The sequence below is a fragment of the Ruegeria sp. CJ2 genome (assembly GCF_056536745.1).
The window spans coordinates 389,608-412,250 of record NZ_JBQFQF010000001.1 but is presented as its reverse complement, the minus strand read 5'-3'; the positions used below and the strand labels follow the sequence as shown (position 1 = coordinate 412,250).

Below are 22,643 nucleotides of genomic sequence, written 5' to 3'. Positions count from 1 at the left end.
CTGCGCACATTTGAGCAGACCCCACGGCTTCCGGAGGCACGCGACCTGATACGGGCAGCGGACAAGGCGCTGAGCGAGGCTCTTGCGCTGCTCTACCAACACGCAGCGGGCAGATAAGTGCCGTTTCGGAGGGGCATTAGTAACGCAAACAGTGACGCCCCGTGCCCCCGCCTTCGAAACGCAAAGGAAAACGACGAATTGCCCGCAACACAAGCTTCTGTGGGCGCAAGATGAAGGAAAACGGTGAAATGGCGCGTAATCAGAACACCCCGCCGCTCAGCTACACGCGGATTGAACTGACTAAACCCGAGACGGGTGGCAAACACTACCGCTGGGGCGCTGACAACGAACTGGATAAGGAAACCGTTGGCTGGCTCAGCGCGGGGCGGGCGTTCGTGGACGAGGCCACCGACATGGCGGATTTCGCTACAGTGCTGAACACTGAACTGCGCGCTGGGCGGGACGTGCTGACCTACGGAGTCCCGACAATCGACATGCCCGACGATGGTGTGCCGCTGGTTACCAAGGAACGGGTCACAACCGGCACCATCGCCCGCAGCGAGGACCATTTCGCATGGCCCGAGGGTCCAGCCATCCTCGCTGCCGACTATGACCCACGACCCGACCACGCCGCGCTGAGCCGTGACGATTTGTGGCGACAGGTCGTGACCGCCGTGCCGGGATATGCCGACCACGACGTGTTGTGGGGTTGCTCATCGTCCTCCTATATTTTCGATACTGTTCTCGATTGCGAGGTGGTCGGGCTCAAAGGGCAGCGCCTGTACATGGGCGTTGAGGACGGCACGGACATACCCCGCGCAGCCGAGGTCCTGCTCAAACGCCTCTGGCTGAACGGGTTCGGCTACATCCTCATCTCAGCTAATGGTGCGCAACTCATCCGTGCCACGCTTGACCCGTGCATGTACCAACCCTCACGGCTGGACTACGCCGCCGGGGCCGTGTGTGGCGAGGGATTGGAGCAACGCAGCCCTAACGCCTTCCTGATCAGCGAAGGGCTGGCCCTAGCCGATACACGGCGGGTCTTTCCAGACCTGACATCCGATGAAGAGCGTGAGTATACAGAGCGTGTCGCGCGTGAAATATTACGGACACGCGACGACGCACACGCCCAGCGCGAGGTCTGGGCAGACGAACGGCTTGAAGTGGAGGCGCGCACTTCTCTGGGCGTCGCGGCTACGCCACGAGCCATCACCGCGCACGTGACCGATGCCACGCAGCGCGGACGGCGCAAAGAACTGCTGGACATGTTTGAGACGGAACACATGGTCCTTGGGTCCGAGTTCGTGCTGCACCTGGCCGACGGGCAACTCGTGACCGTGGGTGATGTCCTGATGCAACCCAGCGCCTACGAGAAAGCCAAGACCCGCGACCCGCTGGAACCCGATTACCGGGGCGGTGCCATCACCGGCATGATCTTTGCTTATGGCCGACGCCTCACGTCCCACGCACACGGGAAAGTGCGCAAGTACATCCTCGGCACTGACGCGGAGTACCGGGACATATTCGCCCGCCGGTTCGACGCGCTCAGAAAGCTCCCGAGACGCGAACAAGACACCCGCGAGGCGAGAATCTCCCGCATGATGGAGACTAGGTTGAAATGAACAAAAAGGACATCAAACGGCGTCTGGCGGAAATCGCTGAGATGGACTGGCTCGAACATGACGACGCGCTCGACGCGCTACGGGACGACTGCACCGACGCAGGTGTTCGAATGACCAAGAAGAACCTCGAAAAGTCGCTCAAGCGGATGATCAAGCACCGCGACGCAGACGAACGACAGGACGCCGCGCAACAGGCCACGGAACTTTTAAACGCAGAATTCTTCGCGTTAATCATCGGCAGCAAATTCCGCGTTGGTTATTGGGTTGAGCAGCCGATGCGGCTCAAGAAGAACACGACCGGCGACATGAAAATGCGCAAGGTTCTTTCGCTGCTCACCAAGACAGATTTCTTGGCTCTGGTCGAAAACATCACCGTTGCGACCCCCGAAGGGTTGGTGCCTGCCGGTCCACTTTGGATGGCATCACCCGACCGACGCCAGTACAAGGGCACAGTCATGATGCCCACAGGCGAGGTTCCTGACGGTTTCCTGAACCTGTGGATGGGTTGGGGTGTTGAGCCGAAAGAGGGGCCGTGCGACCTGATCCTCGACCACATCCGCGACGTGATCTGCAATGGCGACGAAGCGCTGAACGAATACACCCTGAATTTCATCGCTGCCAAAATCCAAGACCCGGCCCGTGTAATGGGCGTCATGCCCGCCTTTCTCGGCGGGCAGGGCACGGGTAAAGGCATCATCTTTGACGACCTGTTGGCGCAGCGTATTTTCAACCAACACGCCGTGGTGATCGAAGAAAGCGGCCACCTGCTGGGGAAATTCAATAAGCACCTCATGAGCGCCTGCTACGTGTTCGCAGACGAGTGCTTCTTTGTCGGTGACAAGAAGGCCAACCAGAAAATGAAACGGCGCATCACGGCCAAAACGATGCTGCTTGAGGCCAAGGGGCTCGACGGCGAAACCACCCCCTCATATCTGGGCATCGTCGCCGCCACTAACGAAAGTCACGCCGTCCACGTGGAGCATGATGACCGTCGCATCGTAGTGGGTCGGACCAGTGATGACCGGAAGCGTGATTATGAATACTTCGAACGCCTGTCCAACCACATTGAAGGCGACGGCGCGGCGCACTTCCTACAAAAGATGCTGAACCGCGACGTGTCGGACTGGAACCCAGAGCGCGACCGCCCCCTCACAGCTGAAACCATCCACCAGAAAGAACAGTCTCTCAAAGGTGTCCACCGATGGTGGATGGAAGCCGTTCACAGCGGAGAATTCCCGGTAGAGGGGTACTTTTTTGAGCACAGAATCGGCGAAAAAACCCCCGATTGGAGGAAGGAACCAGTCCGAATTTCCCGAAAAAAGGTTCGAGAGGCGTACCAAAAGTGGACTTTGAGCAATGTCGGTGAGCGGTACTCAGACCACGGCTTCAAGGCGTTCTGGAACACCTTGGGAGAGATAGCGGACTTTGGAGAGCCGGAAGGTTCGAACAGCGACCAAAAGAGCATTTTTTCGGAATTACAAAAACAAATCAAAAAGTTAAATGCTTTTTTGGGCCTTCCTGACGAGTTTTGAGAGGAAGGAACGGAAGGAATCAATATATATAATCATATAATACCCGAGAGCGCGCTCCCTCCCGTACTGTATGACAGGGAGGTGTATATACATACAGACGCACCGCGCACGTCATAAATATAAAAAATACCCATTCCTTCCTCAGTTTCCTTCCTCTCGGGCCTTTTAACATGAACCGGCACGAGCGCAGGAAGCGCGCCGCACAGGCCCGCAAGTCCGGTGTCGTCACCATTGAGGCGACGCCCCTCATATTCGAATTTCTGGACGGTAATCCCGACGCCGTGGAGGTCGCCACACGGGTGTTCGGTAGCCTCGGCAGAGATATCCATGCCTGTGCGGCCTGTGACATCCGCTGGCACTACGACCTGCAACCTGTTCTCCTAATCCGCATTCGAGAAGGCAAGCGCCGTGACCGGACATATGTCGGGGCAGAATACCACGAGTTTATCCAGCGACATGGCGTAAAGTGCTACTGCGCCGCTGACGTAATGAGAATACGCGCGACGTGGCCTGCGTCATCCAACCCGCGAAACCCAAAACCAACGGCGATCGGGGTGCGCAAAGAGATCGACCTAGTACCAGCATGCAGTGAGGCTTCGTCGTTCGAACGGTAGGCGTCGGGGTGGGTTTTGTCAGGCCAGGCAAAATCCCGAAAATACCCCCCCCACCCCGACAAAAACACGGGGGCCAGTGGAACTGGGCCTCCCCACATCGCTTCACCCTTCAAAATTTTTTTTCGATTTTTACGTATTGCGTTCTGCCCAAAAATTTTTCGATTTTTCCCGAATACAAAACCTCAGAAAGCGGAAGGCTGATCGCTCAGGGCACAATTGTTGAAGTTCCGACCGTGAATGGCAGCTGCTCTCAAAAGCGGACGCTGGCGGAAATTGGAGCAATGACCGAAACGCGGACAAAGCAGTCGCTACATTTATGGTCGATCAAGGGTTTTATGGGCTTAAGTTGTACCGTCGGAAATTAATCGGCTTTGGGCTACAACGCGTTCAAAGCGGGCCTTCACGTAAGAGACATCAATTGCATAGGTCCGCTGTCCACCATTAGTTTGGGGCTTCATTTCGTTGTCGTAATATGTATCTGAAGAAATCGACGAAACGGGTTTTAATCTTGCTTGGTGGTGCTGACCCCCGGCACCGCCTATTGTTCATAATCAGAAACAGAATTTAACGGCAGGAGGATCGAGTGCAAAGCATCTCTGATCGAAGTTTGTTCGCCACCAAAGTGGCTGAAGAAGCAGGCGCGTTGGCTATAAAATATTTTGGCAATAGAGACACTCTGGTGGTGGATGCAAAGGGTGCTCAGGATTGGGTCAGCGAAGCCGACCGAAATGTCGAGACGTATGTTCGCGAAAAAATAACCGAGGCCTATCCCGATGATGGAATCTTCGGAGAGGAGCACGCTGCGAAATCAGGGTCCAGCGGGTTTGACTGGGTGATCGACCCAATCGACGGCACCACGAACTTCGTAAACGGCATTCCGGCGTGGACGATCGTCCTGGCGGTTGTTTCAGAGGGACAAACACAAATCGGTGTCATTCACGAGCCGAACGTGGCTGAGACCTATGCCGCCATGCGGGGGGCGGGAGCAACGCTCAACGGGCAGCCAATGCAGGTCGCATCAGGCGTCGATATGGCAAGCGGGACCGTCTCGGTCGGATATTCGAACCGCATCGAAGCGGCAAAGGTGATCCCAATCATTTCAGCCATCATCGAACGCGGGGCCATGTATCATCGCAATGCAAGCGGCGCGCTGTCGCTTGCCTATGTCGCGGCAGGCCGGTTGTTGGGGTACGTCGAAGAGCATATGAACGCGTGGGACTGTCTTGCCGGTCAGCTGTTGATCGCAGAGGCCGGTGGTGTCGTCGAAGAACAGGACGCCAATGAAATGATCCGCGATGGTGGCCGCGTCATTGCCGGTACGCCAAAGATCTTTGATGATCTCAAAGCAATTTGCGAGAAGGCATGGCACGACTGATTTGCGTCAGGCGATAGCCCGCCAGCCGAGGCTACAGCACAGCGTGTCCAAATCAGCGCTCCAGAAATGCCCCTGCCCAGGCTGGTCGTGCTGGCGATCAATCCGCACTCCTGAGAGATGACACCAGAGCAGCGTCCCAACCGCGCCGTGGGTTACGATGGCAAGATCACCACCATCGTGCGCGTCCATGATTGACGTGACTGCCCCGACAATCCGGGCCTGAGCATCTGTCGCGGTTTCCCAGCCGCGAAAGCTCACGTCGGGTGCAGCGAAGAATGCATCGGCGGCGGCTTCGAACTGGTGCGGTGGCAGGAAACCGGTGGCACTGCGGTCATTTTCGCCCAGCGCCGGGTTTACCTTCACCTCAAGGCCGTGCGGTTTGGCCAGGATCGCAGCTGTCTGTTCTGCCTTGCGTTCGGTGCTGGACCAGATGGCGCTGACCGAGGCCATGATCGGCGTATTCGCAAATGCTTCGGCCCGGGTGCGGCCCACCTCACTCAGTTCCCATTTGGTGATTGCGATCTCTGGGTTCACGACCACTTCCGGGTGCGAAATGATAACGAGTTTCGGCAATGTCAGCCCTTCGGCAGCAAAACCGGTCCCCGGTCTGCAAAGGCCATTTTGACGTCAGCGCCCGGTTGCAACGGGTCATCCACGTCGTCCTGCACGGCAAACACCTGTCCGAATGCGCCGGTCAGCGTGTATTCCATGCGCACGCCGACATAGGTAGCCTTGGAGACTTTTGCTGGGATGCCGGTTTCGTATCCGATCAGGATGCGGGACGGACGCACCGCCAGCGTTGCCGGACCTACAGGCAAATCGCGAGAAGGCAAACGGTGGCGGTGTCCTTCGATGTCGATTGTCGCTTGATCGCCATCGACTTCGACGATTTTGCACTCGATCAGGTTCGCTTCACCGATGAAGTCAGCCACGAAGCGGTCGATTGGTGCGTCATAGAGTTGCCGTGGTGTGCCGATCTGGGCAATGGCGGCGTTACGCATGACGACGATCTCGTCCGACACGGCAAGCGCTTCCTCCTGATCGTGGGTTACATAGACAACTGTCAGTCCGAGGTCCCGCTGAATGGAGCGAATGTCTTCGCGCACCTGTCGGCGCAGTTTGGCATCGAGGTTCGACAGGGGTTCGTCAAAGAGCAGCACCTGCGGTTCCAGCACCAGCGCGCGGGCGACTGCGACACGTTGTTGCTGGCCTCCTGACAGTTCGCTAGGCAAACGGTTGTCGAAGCCCTTGAGGCCCACCAGTTCCAACCCTTTGAGCGCGCGCGATCTGGCCTCGCTCTTATCAAAGCCGGAGAATGTCAAACCATACATCACGTTTTCTAGCACGCTCATATGTGGGAACAGGGCGTAAGACTGAAACACCATAGACACATCGCGATCGGTCGCGGGCAGCTTGGTCACGTCGCGATCGCCTATCACGATCCGGCCCGAGCTGGCCATCTCCAGACCGGCAATCATGCGCAGCGTCGTTGTTTTGCCGCAGCCCGATGGCCCCAGCAGCGTCACCAGTTTACCTGCTTCCACATGCAGGTCGATGTTGTCGACGGCCACGACATCTTTGCCAAATACTTTTGACACTCCTTCGAACCGAACCGGCGCGGCTTTACTAGCAATGTTGGTATCAGTCATGTCGTTCTTTCCGCTCCGATCTGGGTGCGCCGTCCGATCTGCACGCGGCCCACGAGGAATTGCAAAAGCCCTACAGATGCCAGCATCACGAAGATCAGCGTGGTGGAATAGGCGATGGCAAGGCCGTAGTCATTGTTCTCGACGCGCCCGATGATGTAGCTGGTCGCCATGTCGTATTCGGCCGATACCAGAAAAATGACTGCCGAGATCGCGGTCATCGCGCGGACAAAACTGTAGACGAGTGCCGCTAGGATGGCGGGCTTAAGCAGGGGCAGGATCACGCGTCGGAACGTCTGCCACGAGTTTGCACCCAGCGTCAGCGAGGATTCATCAAGCGACCTGTCCAGTTGCGACATGGATGCAATGCCCGCACGCACGCCGACGGGCATGTTGCGGAAAATGAAGCTGATCACGAGGATCACACCAGTGCCTGTGATTTCGATCGGGGGAACGTTGAAAGCCAAGATGTAGCTGACCCCGATGACGGTACCGGGAATGGCGAAGGACAGCATCGTTCCGAATTCGAAGGCGTTCTTTCCGGCGAAATTTTGGCGCGTGAGCAAGTAGGCGGTCACCAGTCCTACAGCTGCCGTCAGCGGAGCCGCTATGGCCGCAATGCTGATGGTGGTCCAGAAACTGTCCCATGCGGCACCCGTCCAGCGGATGCCTTCCTCTTCAAAGCGCACTGAGAAGGCGGTGACATAGTGTTTGAAGGTGAGCGTGTTGTTGACGCCCCAAAGCTCAACGACGCTGCCGTAAATGATCATGCCGTACACAACCGCTGTAAACAGTGCCCAGATGGTCGCGATGGCCAGCACGGGTATCGCCAGCCCATGGGGCATCAGCGGATGCACGCCAGCGTCCCCCTTGCCGGAAACGGTGGTGTAGCTTTTCTTACCGAGCCAGGCGCGCTGCGCGTAAAAGGCAGACAGCGTGAAGAAGAGCAGTACCATGGCCAGCACGGCAGCCCGACCCTGATCATATTGCGCGCCGACGATGGCAAAGAAAATCTCGGTCGACAGAACGTCAAAATTACCGCCTAGAACAAGCGGGTTGCCGAAGTCGGCCATGCTTTCGATGAAGCCGAGCAGAAAGGCATTCGCCAGACCGGGTCTCATCAGGGGCAGCGACACCGTTCGGAAGGTTTGCCACCTATTGGCGCGCAGCGTTTGGGCGGCTTCCTCCATCGTCGGCGACACGCCTTCGACAACACCAATCAACACCAGAAATGCGATGGGGGTGAAGGCCAGCGTCTGGGCGATCAGGACACCCGGCATTCCATAGAGCCACCGCGACGGTTGCACGCCAAAAAGATCAGCGAAAAAGACTGTGACCGACCCGGATAAACCGAAGAGTAGGATCAAGGCCAGCCCGATTACGAAGGGGGGCGTGATGATTGGCAAAACCGTCAGCGCGCGCATCCCACGCTTGAACCGAAACCCTGACCTGGTGACCAAAAGTGCAAAACAAAGTCCCAGAACCGTGGTGATCAGGCCGACGAGAATGGCCAAAAAGAGGGAGTTCCACGCGGCGCCGCATTTAGCACCCCAAAAACACCCCAATCCCCAGAGACGGTCATCAAAAAATTTTGAGGCAAAAACAGATACCGAATAGGCGCCGTTTTCGGTCACAAAGGCCGAAAACAGCATGTTGGCAATTGGAAAGAACACGAAGGCAGTGACGATTGTAATGACGCCGCCGATGGCGCTGACGACAAACACATCGCCGTTGACTGCACCGCGCGCCGCTATGCCCTGCGTGAGCAGGAACAGGAAGGCCGACGCACAGAGCATCGCTCCATACCCCATGCCGAACTGTCGGATTTTCGGCTCACCAAAGAGGGCCTTGAGCCAGTCGAAGTTGAAGCCGCGAATGCCGATCCCGAAGCCTTGCGCAATCAGCCAGCCAAAGCCCAGTGCACCGGCAAGAATCAGGATCTTAGCGTAGATCGGATCAGATTTAGGTTTCCCCAGCACCAGAATTGGCAATGCCAGCGGGATCAGCAAGGGTGCAAGCCAGAGCTTTTCACCCCGCCCGATCAGAAATAGAGCGGGCGCAAAATCTTCGTCAAACGGATAGCCGTTAAAGAGCCATTCAAATGACCAAAGGCCATCCTCAACCATGTACCATGGCAGCAGGACGTAGCCGGCCCAACCGACAATGATCCAGAAGATCAATACCGGGTGGGTCCTGGTTTTCGCTTTCTCAGTCACTTACTGCGGCAGCACCGAAACGTCTTCGTCCCACTTTTGCAGCAGACGCTTACGCTCATCAGAGGAGCCGTACTTTTTGAAGTCGTAGTCGATCAGCTTGATCTGGCTCATATCCGGGGCGCTTTCAGATGTTTGCGCACCCTTGTTGGACGGGACCTGGAAGGCATTGACTTCAAGTGCGAGGTTCTGGGCTTCGGCACTCAGCGCCCAGTCGTAGAACTTTTTGGCTTCTTCTTCGTTGCGAGCGCCTTCAATGATCGACATCGAACCGATCTCGTAACCAGTGCCTTCGCACGGGGCGACAACCTTTACAGGGAAGCCTGACACCGCCTGCTTGACGGCGTCATGCATGAAGACAATGCCGATCGTGTTCTCGCCACGACCCGCAGCCTTGATGGGCGCCGAACCGGATTTGGTGTACTGATTTATGTTGGCGTGAAGGCCTTTCATGAACTCAAAGCCCTCGTCCTCGCCAAAGATCTGCACCATCGACGCCAGCGTCGTGTAGGCAGTTCCGGACGAATTCGGGTTCGCCATCTGAACGTGCCCTTTATATTCCGGCTTGAGCAGGTCCTTCCAGCAGGCGGGTTCAGGCAGGTTGTTGGCCGCCAGGAGGTCAGAGTTGTAGCCATAGCCCAACGCACCCGAATAGATACCGATGGTCTTGTTGCCAGCACTTTCGGCCTGTGAAATTGCCCAGTCATGCAACTGGTCACGCATGGGCGAGACATATTCCATAGTTAAACCTTCTTCGGCCGCTTGAAGGTGCGGGTCACCCGTGCCGCCCCACCAGACATCTCCTTTTGGGTTTGAACTTTCCGCACGTATTTGCGCAAAGGTCTCGCCAGAGGATTTGCGAGTCATGTTCACGTCAATGCCGGTGGCGTCCTCGAAGCTGCGCGCCATCAGCTGGCACCAGTCTTCCTGCGCCGAACAGTAGAATGTCAGCTTGTCGGCTTGCGCAGCACCCATGGAAGCGGCGAATGCGATCAGTGAGCCAGCAAGTGTGTTTGTCAATTTTTTCAAAGTCTTTCCTCCCATAACTATCCAGCTTCCAGCTTTGAGCCGGGAACTGTCATGTCACCTGTGAGGGCGGCCACGCTTAATTGTGGCATCTTATGATTTCACCGGTCTCGGTACGGCTTTTCCTCTTTGTGACTATGTAAGTCTGACCACTCTAGCACTTGTTTCGCAAGGATTTTTGCAGAGTGACAAAATCAGTGCGATCCAAACGGAGCACCTTTGAAAGCACTATTCAAAGGAAGATCGCAAGCTTATCCATAGCCTTCGAATGCGCGGAGCTTGATACTTACGCCAATTGGCGAATTGTGTTCTGGGCAATCAGATTGTCTAACGTTAATACAGATTTTGCAGCGAATGTTGAAAGCTAGCTTCCGATTTTGACCACACTTGTGATGTGTGGGTTCACGCAGTGAGTGCGTTCTCATCGCCCTGCATGACCGAGGAAACTTACCTTGGGAACGTCAACAATGGGCTCGGAGCGGTCGTTCGCTACGCAGCGCATCAACAACTGCTGTGCGGACAAAGCGGTCGCTAGACTGTTCTGGGATAAGAAGCTAGATCATCCAAGCTCAACTGCAAAACTACTCAGTATTTCCACGTTTTTTGCAGTTAGTGCGAGATCGATCTCGGGGGTTATTCCAAACACTCAAGAATTGGTTTCAAGCTAAGAAGATGGAAAATATACGGCTTGCTGGCAGCGAACATTAGCGTTTGCCGCCCTACAACTAGTGATGGCGCTTGTCTGCCTTGAACGGGGCTAGGCTCTCTTGGAACTGCTCGATGAACTCAAGCGTCACTAGTGACGGTTGCTTCAAAATCGGACGCACAAGGGAAAGCGTATGTGACAAGAGCGGTTTGAACGGTCGGTAGCTCAATCCGTTGTCTGCATATTGGACGGCGTCCAACTCGCTGACCACGGAAGTCCCGACACCTTTTACAGCCAATTCACAAGCCGCCGTGAACTGCCTGACTTCGATGTGGGAATTCAATTTGACGTTGGCGTTTTGAAACGCTTTTGAAAGCTGTCCAAAAAAATCGCTGTCGCGCCGTGTGTGAATAATCTTGGCGTTTGCAAGATCCGTGGGTGTCACCTCGGAGAGTTTTTCCAATTCATGCCCGGTAGGAAACACGCAAACTGTACGGACATCGATGTCTCTGCTTTCGACGGCCGGATGCCCGTTAAAGTTATCTGTGATTCCGAAATCATATTGCTCACCGATCATCCACTCGAGAATGCGTTCCGGTCTGTCAGGTTCGATCGTCATTGTTACACCTGGCCGATCTTCTAAAAACGTGGCAATGACGTTGGGAAGGTGACTGGTGGCGAACCCGGGCAAACATGCGATGCGGATGTGTCCCGCTTTGCGTTGGGTTATGTCTTGGCTAACGTCCGAGATCTGCTTCATCAATTCCAAAACGCGCTCTACGCTGGGTTGCAGATAACGCACCTCCTGCGAAGGAACTAAGCGACCTTCACGGCGATCAAAAAGTTGAAAGCCAAGCGATTTTTCCAGATCAGAAAGCAGTCGGCTGACCGCAGGCTGGCTTATCCCAAGATCCGTAGCTGCAGCGGTGACCGACCCATTTGTGGAAACTGCCATGAGCGCTTCCAATTGGCGGATCCTCAAAGTTTGACTCATACTTTGAACCTGGTTCGTTGTTTCTTAGTCAGTTTATAATGTAATGTTATGTTTTTCTCAAAAATTAAATGCTTGAATTATAAATTTGTAACGTTAACGTCGTGAAATCGTCATGTGTGCTGATTACGCGTTGCAGTTGGCATTCAACGAAGCATCAAAACTGATGCATGGGAGGAATCATGAATAAGCATTTTCTCGGCGCTCTTGCCGTAACCACTGCGTTGTCCCCCGTGGCGGCGATGGCGCAAACTGAAGTTCAGTTCTGGCACGCCTTCACCGGCCGACTGGGTGAGCTTGTTAAAGCGCAGGTCGAAGAGTTCAACGCCAGCCAGGATGAGTTCGTCGTGGTCGAAAGCCACAAAGGCAATTACTCAGAAACTCTGAACGCAGGAATTGCGGCTTTCCGCGCCGGTGAGCAGCCCCACATTCTAATGGTTTTCGAAGTGGGCACTGCAACGATGATGTCGGCCGAAGGTGCGATCAAACCCGTCTATGAAGTGATGGCTGAAAGCGGTGCGCCGTTCGATCCTGACGCATATATTGGCGCTGTCAAAGGGTACTATACTACAACGGACGGAGAAATGCTCTCACTGCCTTTCAACTCGTCCACACCGGTTCTGTGGGTCAATCGTGATGCCTTCGAAGCGGCGGGTGTTGATCCGGACACAGATCTATCGACCTGGGAAAAGGTTGGCGACGTGCTTGAACAGCTGAAGGCTGGCGGTGAGGACTGCCCGCTGGTGACCGCATGGCAAAGCTGGATTCACCTCGAGAACCTGTCCGCCTATCACGACGTTCCGTTCGCATCGCAGGACAACGGTTTTGCCGGTCTGGATACCGAGCTGATGCTGAACGGTCCGGCACAGGTCGCACACCTGACAGCAATGGGGGACTGGGCCAAGGATGGCAAGTTCATCTACACCGGGCGCAGAAACGAAGGTGGCGCAAATTTCCGGGCTGGTGAATGCGCGTTGTTCACCGAAAGCTCGGCTGGTTATGCCGGTATCAGCTCTGAAGCTGAGTTCGAGTTCGACGTGCGCCCGCTACCCTATTGGGAGGCCGTCACCAGCGAGCCTCAGAACACCATTATCGGCGGCGCATCGCTTTGGGTAATGGAAGGCCATGATCCCGAGGAATACAAAGGCGTTGGCGAGTTCCTGAGCTTCCTTTCGTCGTCGGACGTTCAGGCTTCTTGGCACCAGAATACCGGTTATCTTCCAATCACGTCCGAAGCTGGTGAAGCTACTCGTGCTGCAGGTTTCTATGACGAAAACCCAGGCACCGACATCGCGGTGATCCAGATGACTGCGAAGGAACCAACCGCAAACTCGAAAGGTCTGCGTCTTGGATCGTTCGACCAGATTCGCGGCATCATCGACGAAGAGCTTGAGGCCGTCTGGTCCGGTGAAAAGACCGCTCAGGAAGCGATGGACAGCGCAAAAGAGCGCGGTGACGCACTGCTGCGCCGGTTCGAATCCGCCAATCAATAAGTCTTAATTTGATGCGGGCCTGTTAAGGGCCCGCATTTTCTTTTTCGGTGGAATATCAGGATGGAAAAACGCGTCACCTTCCGCGGCTGGCTTTTGCCATTGGCGCTGATTGCCCCTCAGGTCATCATTTCCGCCGTTTTCTTCTTTTACCCCGCAGGCCAGGCTGTTTGGCAATCTCTGTTCATACCTGACCCCTTTGGGCTGTCGTCCCAGTTCGTGGGACTCGGCAACTTTGAATTCCTGCTGAGCGATAAATTCTACCGAGCCTCCTTCGTAACGACGGCAGTGTTTTCAACGCTCGTCACATTGTGCTCGATGATACCGGCGTTGTTTCTGGCGGTCATCGCGGACCGCTTGATCAAAGGATCGGGCGTTTACCGGACGTTGCTGATCTGGCCCTATGCCGTTGCCCCTGCGGTCGCAGGCGTGCTTTGGCTGTTCATGTTCAACACACGCGTTGGCGTCGTCTCGTGGTACCTCGGCCAACTCGGTTATGACTGGAACCATGTCCTTAACGGGACCGAGGCCATGGGGCTGGTTGTTGTCGCCTCGGCCTGGGGGCGCATCAGCTATAACTTCCTGTTTTTCTTCGCGGCATTGCAGTCAGTTCCAAGGTCCGTGATTGAGGCCGCTGCAATCGACGGCGCGCGCTTCTGGCGTCGGTTCTTCACGATCGTGCTGCCGCTGTTGTCTCCGACTGCATTCTTCCTGCTGGTGGTGAATGTCGTCTACGCCTTCTTTGAAACCTTTGGCGTTATCCACACGATCACCGGAGGCGGGCCGCAGCAAGCGACGACTATTCTGGTCTACAAAGTCTTCTCGGACGGGTTCGTTGGGCAGGATCTTGGCTCATCGTCGGCCCAGTCGGTCATTTTGCTTATCGTCGTCGGCCTGTTGACCGTCATCCAATTCAAATACGTGGAAAAAAGGGTGCATTACTGATGGCGGCCCAACAACACGGAATGGTCGAAAAACGCGGGATGGGGATCTGGTTGACCCACGCATTGATGATCCTTGGAGTGCTGATCGTCTTTTTCCCAATCTGGCTGGCATTTGTCGCCTCGACTGTCACTCAGCCAGAGATCGTGTCACCGCCTATGCCGTTGGTGCCGGGTGACCAGTTCTGGGAAAACTACAAGGCCGCGCTGTTTTCCGGTGTGAATGTCCCGGTCGCTACAATGTTGTTCAACAGCCTCGTGATGGCCATTGGTATTGCGGTGGGCAAGATCGTAATCTCACTATTGTCAGCCTTTGCGATTGTCTATTTCCGATTTCCCGGGCGCACGACGTTTTTTTGGCTGATCTTCCTGACCCTTATGCTCCCGGTAGAGGTCCGTATCGTTCCAACCTTTGAAGTTGTTGCCGGCTTCGGTATGCTCAACAGCTATTACGGACTAATCTTCCCACTTATCGCTTCGGCTACGGCGACGTTCCTGTTCCGGCAGTTCTTTCTGACCATCCCAGATGAGCTGGCCGAAGCAGCGCGAGTCGACGGTGCTCGCCCGATGCGGTTCTTCATTGATATCGTTGTACCCATGAGCAGGACCAATATTGCGGCGCTATTCGTAATCCTGTTCATCTATGGCTGGAACCAATACCTTTGGCCGCTGCTTATCACCACCGACCCTGAAATGAACACCATTGTGATGGGCATCAAACAGATGTTCCCGTCCGGCGATGATGTGGCCGAATGGCCGGTCATCATGGCCACATCAATTCTGGCAATGATCCCACCGGTCATCGTGGTGGTGTCGATGCAAAAGCTCTTTGTCCGTGGCCTTGTCGATAGCGAGAAGTAAGAAATGGCAACAGTAACCCTAGAGAACGTCAAAAAGAGCTTTGGCCCAACGGACGTCATCCACGGCATCGATATCGATATTGCTGATGGTGAGTTCATCGTGATCGTTGGGCCTTCGGGCTGCGGCAAGTCCACGCTGTTGCGGATGGTTGCGGGACTTGAAACCGTGACTGATGGCGAAATCCGAATTGGAGAGGAACGAGCCAACGACAAAGAGCCGATGGATCGTGACATCGCGATGGTCTTCCAGAACTATGCGCTCTACCCACATATGTCTGTGCGCCAGAACATGGGATATGGCCTGAAAATCGCCGGGTTGCCGAAGGTCCAGATTGATCAGAAAGTGACCGAGGCCGCCAAGCTGTTGCAGCTGGAACCCTTGCTGGATCGCAAACCCAGACAGTTGTCAGGTGGTCAGCGTCAGAGGGTGGCGATGGGTCGGGCTATTGTCCGCGAGCCAGCAGTTTTCCTGTTTGATGAGCCGCTCTCAAACCTTGATGCCAAGCTGCGGGTCCAGATGCGTCTGGAAATTCGCGAACTCCAAGAAAAGCTGGGGATCACGGCGCTCTATGTGACCCACGATCAGGTCGAGGCCATGACGATGGCCGACAGGATGATCGTGATGAATGGTGGCATTGCCGAGCAGATTGGAACGCCGTTGGAGGTTTACGAAACGCCCAGAACTCTGTTCGCGGCACAGTTCATTGGCAGCCCTGCGATGAATGTGTTTGACGCCTTGCGTGAAAACGGGACGATCAAGATCGGTGAAATTTCAGTCGGCCGATCTGCAGGTCCTGATACCGCGTTGAATCTGGGGATTCGCCCAGAGCATCTGCTGTTGGATGATAATGGTCCGCTGGAAGCAGCGATTCAGATGGCAGAACCGTTAGGGGCCAACACTCTGTTGCACGGTCAACTCGCGGGCGTCGGCGGAGCGATCACGATAAGCCTTCCAGGCGTCCATCCGATCGAAGGCAGGCATCCGAACATGCGGTTTTCGGTCGACCCAGAACACATGCATCTGTTTGACCAATCAACCGGCGAAAGGCTGGACGGCTAATGGCGTTTCCTCAAGTCGAAGCCTTTCGTGGTGGAGAAAACCTGATCCGGGTCGTGGGCCATCGAGGGGCAAGAGGCGTTTTGCCTGAAAACAGCATGATTGGCTTCGACTTCTCGCTGTCCATTGGCGTACCGCTTCTTGAATTCGATGTCGTTCTGACGGCTGATGACGTTCCGGTTATTACCCACAATCATCGTCTGCACGCATCTGGCTTTCGCGACGCCAATGGCCTGTTTCTTTCTGGAGAGGAGCCGAAAGTCTCATCTCTGACTTTCGACCAAATCCAGCAATTCGATATTGGACGGTTAGACGGGCATTCTGACTATGGTCAACGCTTCCCAGATCAGGCGCAACTGGACGGTGTTCGTGTCCCAAGGCTGATAGATTTGCTCGATTTGGTCGCCGAACCAAAATACGGCAATGCCTATCTGATGCTTGAACTGAAGTCGGATCCTGACCTGGCTCACGATGCAGTGTATCGAGAGAACTTTGTTGGGCGAGTTCTCCAAGAGGTTCGCGCCAAAGGTCTATCTATGCGCGCGGTTTTGCACAGTTTTGACTGGAACCTTTTAGAAGAATGCCAGCGACAGGCTCCGGATATGCCGTCTTCTTACCTTACGCAGCTTCCGGAAAACGAGGACGATGTGGGCGAGGATTCCTCGAAAGCGGTTTGCCCAGACCTTCGCGGTCGTCGCGATGAAATTCCAAATTTGGTCAAGCAAACTGGCGGTTCGCTTTGGTGCCCGTACTACGCTGATGCAACAGCTGAAAATGTGGCGCGCGCAAAAGATCTGGGCCTATGTGTTGCCGTTTGGACGGTCAATGAGCACGAAGATATAAGCAGGATGATCGACCTGCGCGTGGATGCAATCGTATCTGACTACCCCGGCCGGGTTCAAAGGCATCTGTCGGATTTAGGCCTGGGATGGCAAATCGAAAACGGGTGAATTCTGCGTCGCTAATTCGTGACGTTTTTTGTGTTTCTGCCAGTCACAATCGGAAAGGATCGATCACATCATCACTTCAACCTGCTGTGGAGGGCGAGAACCATAGTGGATCAGCGTACAAAACAAGTTGCAGCATTGCCTCTGCAATTGTTCGGCGGCCGCCTCAAGGTGCTCCTTATAACGTCACGTGACACAGGGCGCTGGATCATGCCCAAGGGCTGGCCGATGGACGGCGAGCAAGACTGGCGCGCGGCGGAAATTGAAGCGTTGGAGGAGGCTGGGGTAGAAGGTACAATTTCCCGCAAGCCGATCGGTGAGTTTGAGTACGCCAAGGTTTTTAACGACGGAACCAGTGTCCAAGTGAAAGCCACGGTCTACCCTCTCTACGTCGATAAGGTGAAGCGCCGGTGGAAGGAAAGGCACCAAAGAAAAAGGCATTGGTTCTCGCCCGAGGGTGCTGCGAAAGCACTCAAACAGCCAGAGCTGGAAGACTTGCTCCTCGAACTAAAAAGCAATCCTAGAAAGAACAAATCAATCCGCGAGTTGCTACCTTGAGCCGATACCGCGTACTTTATCCAGACTCAGGTCGATAGCTACTTTGCTCTGGAAAACCGACCTAACCCTTTCATTCAGAAATTGCTATCTAGGCTTGAAACCAGCGGAAATCTGATCTCTTGGGACGAGCGCCAAACATCAAAGCCTCAGTTTTCAACGAAGGTTGAATGTCCGCATCGCAACTCGATGAAACCATCTTGAGGTTCGTTCAATTCAAAAACCTCTTCTGAAGGCAAGTTCAAGTAAATCCCTCGAAAGACGCGCAGGGTTAAGCCGTGGCCAACAACTATGACAGCCCCCTCAAAAGACTTGCTGGAATACCAAGAAGAAACCCGGTCATGTACGTCAGCATAAGACTCTCCGCCCGGTGCGGAACAGTTCCAACGGTCAGCGCAACGCGCCTCCCATTCTTGGGGAAATCGTCTTTTGATCTCGTTTTCCGCCAAGCCTTCCCATCGCCCGAAACTGCATTCCATCAAACTGGTTTCATACTCGATGGCTTCCGGGGGGAGGCCAAGTTCCTCGACAACGATGGAAGCCGTCTGTGCCGCTCGACCAAGTGGGCTTGAAAATACCGTCAGAGGGTGACGGCTGCATAGGCGGTGCCTTAGTCTTTTTGCACTCGCCACTGCCTGAGCGACCCCTCGCTTGGTCAAGGGCGAATTCTGCCGACCTTGACGTCGTTTTTGAAAATTCCATTCGGTTTCACCATGGCGAAGCAAGAAAATAGTAGGGTTGAGTTTTTGGTTCAAAACGTATCGAAGCCTTCCTGTACTGAAGCAAACCGAAAAACCTGATTTATCTTCCACGCAGTGCAAGTTTAAACGGAAGCCCCAGAATTCAATAGAAGCTTCGGATTTGTGCGATTAAGTCTAGGGCGTAAAACAACGTGGTCATACAATCTTCGCGTCCAGTGCTTTGTCGCTGCACTTGTTCCGCATTGGGCTCGAAGCAGTCATTCACTCAATCGCGGCGAATGTCTGCTCTGCGGACGAAGCCGCCCGATGCTGGCGCAGCGGAAATCAAATCGATTGCTCGACAGTGTCACGGTATCGCCCGCGACGGGCAGCACGATTTCTCGATACCGGACGTTCAAATCATGCATAAAGGCCAAAAATTTATCAGGCCGTTCGCTTCGCTCGGATACATTGTTTCAAATGCGGAGCAAGCTGCCTTATGCTGCTGCGGAGGCAACTGGCTTGTTGCGCCACTGTACCTTTGAAAGACAAGCACCCGCCCAGCCAAATATTTTTAGCGAGCGCAGTTTCCGTCACGTTTTTTTTAGTGTTAACTTCGCAGTACTGCCCGCATTTTGGAGGAGAGGGGCAAACCTTGGAACGCAGGCTTGCCGCCATATTCGCCGCAGACGTAGTCGGTTTCAGCCGTATGATGGCCGAGGATGAGGTGGGCACTTTCGAACGTTTGACCACGGTGCGCCAAGACATCCTCACCCGTTTGATAGATGAAAAGAACGGGCGGATCGTCAAGCTTATCGGCGACGGACTGCTGGCCGAATTTGCAAGCGTTGTTGATGCAGTCGAGGCTGCGATCCAGATACAAGAGGCGGTTAAGGACAGAAACGACACCATTGATCCCCACCAGCGTATCGAATTGCGGATTGGTATCAACCTGGGAGATCTAATCATCGATGGCGACGACATTTACGGAGACGGTGTTAACATTGCGGCGCGCCTGGAACCCTTAGCTACGCCCGGAGGCATCTGCATCTCGCGCGAGGTTTACGAACACACGCGCGGCAAAGTCAGTAAGCCATTTGAATCTGCGGGAGTCCACCGGGTCAAAAACATACCTGAGCCTCTCACGGTATTTCGGATGGCGGACCCGGATGGCTCGAAATACACTTCACTGTCTCGCTTCAAAATTCGAGGCGCTGTCACGGCGGTGGCCGTAATAGCGGTTCTTTCAGGTGCCGCTTTTATATTGCGTGATGGCATAGTTGCCCTTTTCGGCGGCGCTGAAAGTGAAATCATCGCGGCAGAGGACGGGCTGCCTTCTCTCGTCGTGTTGCCCTTTGAAAACCTCGGGCTGCCAGACGCGGAACGCTACATCGCAGATGGGCTCACGGACGATCTGATTACAGATTTCTCGAAAGTCGCCGGGCTGATGGTGATCGGCAGCAACACCGCGTTTTCCTATCGAGACCGGACAATCGACAGCAGGTCCATCGGTCGCGAGTTGGGGGTGGGCTATGTTCTCGAAGGCAGCGTGCGCAGAGCGGGAACTCGGCTTTTGGTCAACGCGCGGCTGACAGATGTGAGCAGCGGGCAGACAGTATGGGCCGAGCGGTTGGAGCGAGACGAAGCCGATATTTTCTCCATGGAGGCTGGCCTGATAAACGAGATCATTGATCAACTTGGTGTGGATGTGAGTGTGTCTGAAAAGGAGCGGATCGAACGCCTACCTACAACGGATCTGGAAGCATATGACTTCTTTCTCAGAGCCGAAGAAGCCGCTCGCAGCGGCTTTCGGCCCAAGCTGCGCGAAGCGTTGAGCCTCTATTCGGAAGCAACCGCAATCGACCCGACTTTTGCCAGGGCATTCGCGGCACAGGCCCGCACCGAGGCATTGATCATGCGCCGCAACTATGACGATGTGCTGCCCTTTCCGGTCGCCCGGAAACGCGCCTACGAACATGCCGGTCGTGCCTTAGAAATTGATCCCGATGCGGCGATGCCTTTTGCAGTATTAAGCGAGTTGCAGACTGTGGATCGAAGGTATGAGGAAGCGATGCGCTCGGCGCAGCTTTCTGTCGAGAAGGCCCCCGGTGAAGCATCTGCCTATCTTGCGCTGAGCTTTGCGCAAACATTCTACGGACGACATGAAGAGGCGATCGAGAATTTCGAAACGGCTCTGCGTCTCAACCCACTATTGCCGGGCTATGCACGTCAGATCGCAAGCTTGTCCTATATTCTGACAGGGCGTCCCCAACGTGCCGTCGAAATCCTTGAGGAGATAAAAGGCAATTCTCAAGGTATTGAAGACTACTTTAACATCCTCGCTGCCGCCTATGGAGAGGCTGGCCAGACGCAAAAGGCGCAAGCAACTGCAGACGAGGTGGCCGAATTTGCTCCGCATACTTCGGCGCAACTCTACAAGGTCTTGTTTGCGCATTTTCGGAAGCAGGAAGAACTCGATCGGATCATTGATGCAATGTTGACTGCGGGCGTGCAGGAATGGCCCTTCGACTTTCAACCTGGCGCGCGCGAAAAGCTATCTGCCGACGCGGTTACCGCTCTGATCGATGGCAACGTATGGCAGGGAAACTTCGAGGGCCGCGGACCCGGCTTGATGCAGATTTCAGAGAACGGAAGTATGGCCTTGCGCGCATCCACATTGTTTGTCACTGGATCGGCATTTGTGAAAGATGACACATTGTGCTTGCAACAACCCGGTCTTTCGCTTGGTCGCCCGGCTTGTGGCATGGTCTACAAAAATGCCGAAGAAGAGGTAGGGGCGAGCGCGCCTTACAGCTACATCAACCCGCATATTCTGTTTCACTTTAGACCTGGCGGATGACCATCATCCGAGGTGCGCGTCAGTTGGAGTAATCCTTGGCTGCCAGCGGCTTGGTCTTCTCCCAATTCGCATCCGCCTTGGCGATCACCGCCTCCCCTTCTGGGTGGTCAAGCATTTCTGCTCCGGTCGGGTCCGATATAAAGTAAAGCTTCCCATCGATGATCCGCCAGGAATTTACTGGGTCGATATTTTCAGACGCGTTGGCCCCAAGGCCGACACCCAATGTGCAATACCCGCCGTATTGCGGAGCGTATTTGGTTGGGTCAGACTTAAACAGTTCGCGGTTCTCCGCGCTGTTGAAGTGCCACGGCGTGCCAAGCCAATCATATGCGAACTCACTTGACCCCTTTACCGCTCGGCTTTCGGTGAAATAGGCAACAGTATCATAACCTTTGATTGCAACATCGCCGAAAGGCCCAGTGTTGATGGGCTCATCCGCCAGCGCACTCGTGGTCATGCCTGCAATAACCAGCCCGCTCATCAGAAGTCGAATGTTCATTTTTTGACCTTACCTTATGTGCCTGCCTCCAAACACAGGCGGTGAAATTCCGGGCCGAAGGCGTCTGGCGGGGGGCATGTGGCTCCGTTCTGCTTCAGCAGCCCAACGATATCATAGTGTTTCCGGAACATCGTTCGGATTAGAACCGAAAAGCCATCGTTATCGAGTGTCACAATATCCGCACCGTTGTCGAGTAGTAGCTCGATCATCTCGATATGACCCTCATCGGCCGCCATGAAGATGGGTGACTTTTCGGCCCTGTTGATGCGTCCATTCACGTCTGCGCCTTTAGCGAGAAGCAGCTGCGCTGTCTCAATCTTACCGCCGAAGGCAGCCGCGTGAAGTGGAGTGAAGCCGCTGTGGTTACGCGCCATCACGTCAGCCCCTGCTTCGATCAGAGCCGCAGCGGTTTCGGTGTTTCCCGCCAACGAAGCAGCGATCAAGGGCGTAGCCTTGTTCGGCCCCCGCTCATCAACCGAGATACCGCTTTCCAACAGAGCCTTAACGGTCGCTGTATCACCCTGCTTTGCTGCATCGAATAACTGGCCTGCTTGAGCGGGCCCAAGCATAAAGAATGCCGTTGTAAAGATGGTAATAATCCAACGCATGGATCTACCTCCCCTGTTTGAAGTCTACAGTGAGCCGCTGTTTCGCGCAACGACGGCTTATTCGCTGCGGTGTTAAAGACGAATCCGATCGAGTGGGTTTAGTCCATGCAGCGGCCCCAGAGACAGCGAGTGTTTTGTCCGCGATGGAGACGTAGTGCCTCCGAATTTCGCCGCAGCCGGCATGAGTGTTTGGTCTTTAATCTGCGCCGCGGCGCTCCGGTTAACGAGCAGTAATGCTGCAACGGCGTGGTCTACTGGTCGAGAAGGTCTGCTTCGGGCTCTATCCGGACCTTCGCTGCGCAGTGCATCAGTGACCGTTATGCGGACAAAACCGCCATTGCTAGCAAGTGAATGGTTCCGAACTACGACCGCCTTCGCCTAAGAATAATTGACTGAAATCACCTATTACGAGCTCTGCTCAATGTGACGGGTGTCATTCCCAGGTATGAAGCAATGTGGAAATGAGCAAACAGCGCTTCAT

The 22,643-nt window shown here is 55.0% G+C and carries 19 protein-coding genes; 11 read left to right on the top strand and 8 right to left on the bottom strand.

Annotated elements, in window-relative coordinates; genetic code table 11:
• The first annotated feature begins 248 nt into the window (after positions 1-248).
• The 4 genes from ACR0MS_RS02050 to ACR0MS_RS02035 all read left to right on the top strand — a co-directional run bounded on the left by ACR0MS_RS02050 (position 249) and on the right by ACR0MS_RS02035 (position 5,143).
• Positions 249-1,622: a hypothetical protein gene (locus ACR0MS_RS02050; protein ID WP_480568406.1), complete on the top strand. Its 1,374-nt coding sequence runs from the start codon at positions 249-251 to the stop codon at positions 1,620-1,622.
• A gap of 41 nt (positions 1,623-1,663) precedes the next feature.
• Positions 1,664-3,154, top strand: a complete 1,491-nt coding sequence (locus ACR0MS_RS02045; protein WP_480578852.1) for a primase-helicase family protein — start codon at positions 1,664-1,666, stop codon at positions 3,152-3,154.
• Between the two features lie 170 nt (positions 3,155-3,324).
• On the top strand, positions 3,325-3,768 hold the full coding sequence (locus ACR0MS_RS02040) for a hypothetical protein (RefSeq protein ID WP_480568400.1): 444 nt from the start codon (positions 3,325-3,327) through the stop codon (positions 3,766-3,768).
• Positions 3,769-4,351: 583 nt separating this feature from the next.
• The gene (locus ACR0MS_RS02035; protein WP_367647667.1) at positions 4,352-5,143 is read left to right on the top strand and encodes an inositol monophosphatase family protein; all 792 of its coding nucleotides are present in this window, start codon (positions 4,352-4,354) and stop codon (positions 5,141-5,143) included.
• A gap of 6 nt (positions 5,144-5,149) precedes the next feature.
• On the opposite strand, the gene ACR0MS_RS02030 is transcribed toward ACR0MS_RS02035, so the two are convergent.
• The 5 genes from ACR0MS_RS02030 to ACR0MS_RS02010 form a co-directional block, all read right to left on the bottom strand.
• Positions 5,150-5,716, bottom strand: coding sequence for a histidine phosphatase family protein (locus ACR0MS_RS02030; protein ID WP_117870096.1), 567 nt, complete (start codon positions 5,714-5,716; stop codon positions 5,150-5,152).
• 2 nt (positions 5,717-5,718) lie between these two features.
• Complete coding sequence (locus tag ACR0MS_RS02025; RefSeq protein ID WP_170385076.1) at positions 5,719-6,792, bottom strand: ABC transporter ATP-binding protein; 1,074 nt, start codon at positions 6,790-6,792, stop codon at positions 5,719-5,721.
• Complete coding sequence (locus tag ACR0MS_RS02020; RefSeq protein WP_480568397.1) at positions 6,789-8,969, bottom strand: ABC transporter permease; 2,181 nt, start codon at positions 8,967-8,969, stop codon at positions 6,789-6,791. Before ACR0MS_RS02020 ends, ACR0MS_RS02025 begins: the two co-directional genes overlap by 4 nt.
• A gap of 36 nt (positions 8,970-9,005) precedes the next feature.
• Positions 9,006-10,046: an ABC transporter substrate-binding protein gene (locus tag ACR0MS_RS02015; protein WP_371415275.1), complete on the bottom strand. Its 1,041-nt coding sequence runs from the start codon at positions 10,044-10,046 to the stop codon at positions 9,006-9,008.
• Positions 10,047-10,753: 707 nt separating this feature from the next.
• Positions 10,754-11,668, bottom strand: a complete 915-nt coding sequence (locus ACR0MS_RS02010) for a LysR substrate-binding domain-containing protein (RefSeq protein ID WP_480568394.1) — start codon at positions 11,666-11,668, stop codon at positions 10,754-10,756.
• A gap of 179 nt (positions 11,669-11,847) precedes the next feature.
• Here ACR0MS_RS02010 and ugpB point away from each other — a divergent pair, with 179 nt between their 5' ends.
• From ugpB to ACR0MS_RS01980, 6 genes are all read left to right on the top strand, one after another.
• A complete protein-coding gene (gene ugpB / locus ACR0MS_RS02005) occupies positions 11,848-13,158 on the top strand; it encodes a sn-glycerol-3-phosphate ABC transporter substrate-binding protein UgpB (RefSeq protein ID WP_171123596.1) in 1,311 nt (436 codons plus the stop codon).
• Between the two features lie 60 nt (positions 13,159-13,218).
• Positions 13,219-14,100, top strand: a complete 882-nt coding sequence (gene ugpA / locus ACR0MS_RS02000; protein WP_155150415.1) for a sn-glycerol-3-phosphate ABC transporter permease UgpA — start codon at positions 13,219-13,221, stop codon at positions 14,098-14,100.
• A gap of 20 nt (positions 14,101-14,120) precedes the next feature.
• Positions 14,121-14,957: a sn-glycerol-3-phosphate ABC transporter permease UgpE gene (gene ugpE / locus ACR0MS_RS01995; protein WP_171123913.1), complete on the top strand. Its 837-nt coding sequence runs from the start codon at positions 14,121-14,123 to the stop codon at positions 14,955-14,957.
• A gap of 3 nt (positions 14,958-14,960) precedes the next feature.
• On the top strand, positions 14,961-16,016 hold the full coding sequence (ugpC, locus tag ACR0MS_RS01990) for a sn-glycerol-3-phosphate ABC transporter ATP-binding protein UgpC (protein WP_171125965.1): 1,056 nt from the start codon (positions 14,961-14,963) through the stop codon (positions 16,014-16,016).
• Positions 16,016-16,963, top strand: coding sequence for a glycerophosphodiester phosphodiesterase family protein (locus tag ACR0MS_RS01985; RefSeq protein ID WP_171123591.1), 948 nt, complete (start codon positions 16,016-16,018; stop codon positions 16,961-16,963). The genes ugpC and ACR0MS_RS01985 overlap by 1 nt, the downstream gene beginning before the upstream one ends.
• Positions 16,964-17,068: 105 nt before the next feature.
• On the top strand, positions 17,069-17,518 hold the full coding sequence (locus ACR0MS_RS01980; RefSeq protein ID WP_480568390.1) for an NUDIX hydrolase: 450 nt from the start codon (positions 17,069-17,071) through the stop codon (positions 17,516-17,518).
• A 146-nt stretch (positions 17,519-17,664) separates the two neighbouring features.
• Here the strand turns inward: ACR0MS_RS01980 and ACR0MS_RS01975 are convergent, their stop codons facing one another.
• Positions 17,665-18,270: a histidine phosphatase family protein gene (locus ACR0MS_RS01975; RefSeq protein ID WP_353390383.1), complete on the bottom strand. Its 606-nt coding sequence runs from the start codon at positions 18,268-18,270 to the stop codon at positions 17,665-17,667.
• A 424-nt stretch (positions 18,271-18,694) separates the two neighbouring features.
• On the opposite strand from ACR0MS_RS01975, the gene ACR0MS_RS01970 reads away from it, so the two are divergent.
• Positions 18,695-21,055, top strand: a complete 2,361-nt coding sequence (locus ACR0MS_RS01970) for an adenylate/guanylate cyclase domain-containing protein (protein WP_480568387.1) — start codon at positions 18,695-18,697, stop codon at positions 21,053-21,055.
• Positions 21,056-21,074: 19 nt separating this feature from the next.
• On the opposite strand, the gene ACR0MS_RS01965 is transcribed toward ACR0MS_RS01970, so the two are convergent.
• Both ACR0MS_RS01965 and ACR0MS_RS01960 read right to left on the bottom strand, forming a co-directional pair.
• The gene (locus ACR0MS_RS01965) at positions 21,075-21,554 is read right to left on the bottom strand and encodes a YHS domain-containing (seleno)protein (RefSeq protein ID WP_170752043.1); all 480 of its coding nucleotides are present in this window, start codon (positions 21,552-21,554) and stop codon (positions 21,075-21,077) included.
• 14 nt (positions 21,555-21,568) lie between these two features.
• The gene (locus ACR0MS_RS01960; protein ID WP_480568382.1) at positions 21,569-22,162 is read right to left on the bottom strand and encodes an ankyrin repeat domain-containing protein; all 594 of its coding nucleotides are present in this window, start codon (positions 22,160-22,162) and stop codon (positions 21,569-21,571) included.
• Between the last annotated feature and the right edge of the window lie 481 nt (positions 22,163-22,643).

Excerpts from the sequence above, each read along its gene's own strand:
- ACR0MS_RS02045 (WP_480578852.1), top strand. The coding sequence starts at position 1,664 with ATGGACTGGCTCGAACATGACGACGCGCTCGACGCGCTACGGGACGAC.
- ACR0MS_RS01985 (WP_171123591.1), top strand. The coding sequence starts at position 16,016 with ATGGCGTTTCCTCAAGTCGAAGCCTTTCGTGGTGGAGAAAACCTGATC.
- ugpC (WP_171125965.1), top strand. The coding sequence starts at position 14,961 with ATGGCAACAGTAACCCTAGAGAACGTCAAAAAGAGCTTTGGCCCAACG.
- ACR0MS_RS02010 (WP_480568394.1), bottom strand. The coding sequence starts at position 11,668 with ATGAGTCAAACTTTGAGGATCCGCCAATTGGAAGCGCTCATGGCAGTT.
- ACR0MS_RS01960 (WP_480568382.1), bottom strand. The coding sequence starts at position 22,162 with ATGCGTTGGATTATTACCATCTTTACAACGGCATTCTTTATGCTTGGG.
- ACR0MS_RS02015 (WP_371415275.1), bottom strand. The coding sequence starts at position 10,046 with ATGGGAGGAAAGACTTTGAAAAAATTGACAAACACACTTGCTGGCTCA.
- ACR0MS_RS02040 (WP_480568400.1), top strand. The coding sequence starts at position 3,325 with ATGAACCGGCACGAGCGCAGGAAGCGCGCCGCACAGGCCCGCAAGTCC.
- ugpB (WP_171123596.1), top strand. The coding sequence starts at position 11,848 with ATGAATAAGCATTTTCTCGGCGCTCTTGCCGTAACCACTGCGTTGTCC.
- ACR0MS_RS01965 (WP_170752043.1), bottom strand. The coding sequence starts at position 21,554 with ATGAACATTCGACTTCTGATGAGCGGGCTGGTTATTGCAGGCATGACC.
- ugpA (WP_155150415.1), top strand. The coding sequence starts at position 13,219 with ATGGAAAAACGCGTCACCTTCCGCGGCTGGCTTTTGCCATTGGCGCTG.
- ACR0MS_RS02050 (WP_480568406.1), top strand. The coding sequence starts at position 249 with ATGGCGCGTAATCAGAACACCCCGCCGCTCAGCTACACGCGGATTGAA.
- ACR0MS_RS01970 (WP_480568387.1), top strand. The coding sequence starts at position 18,695 with ATGCTGCTGCGGAGGCAACTGGCTTGTTGCGCCACTGTACCTTTGAAA.
- ugpE (WP_171123913.1), top strand. The coding sequence starts at position 14,121 with ATGGTCGAAAAACGCGGGATGGGGATCTGGTTGACCCACGCATTGATG.
- ACR0MS_RS02025 (WP_170385076.1), bottom strand. The coding sequence starts at position 6,792 with ATGACTGATACCAACATTGCTAGTAAAGCCGCGCCGGTTCGGTTCGAA.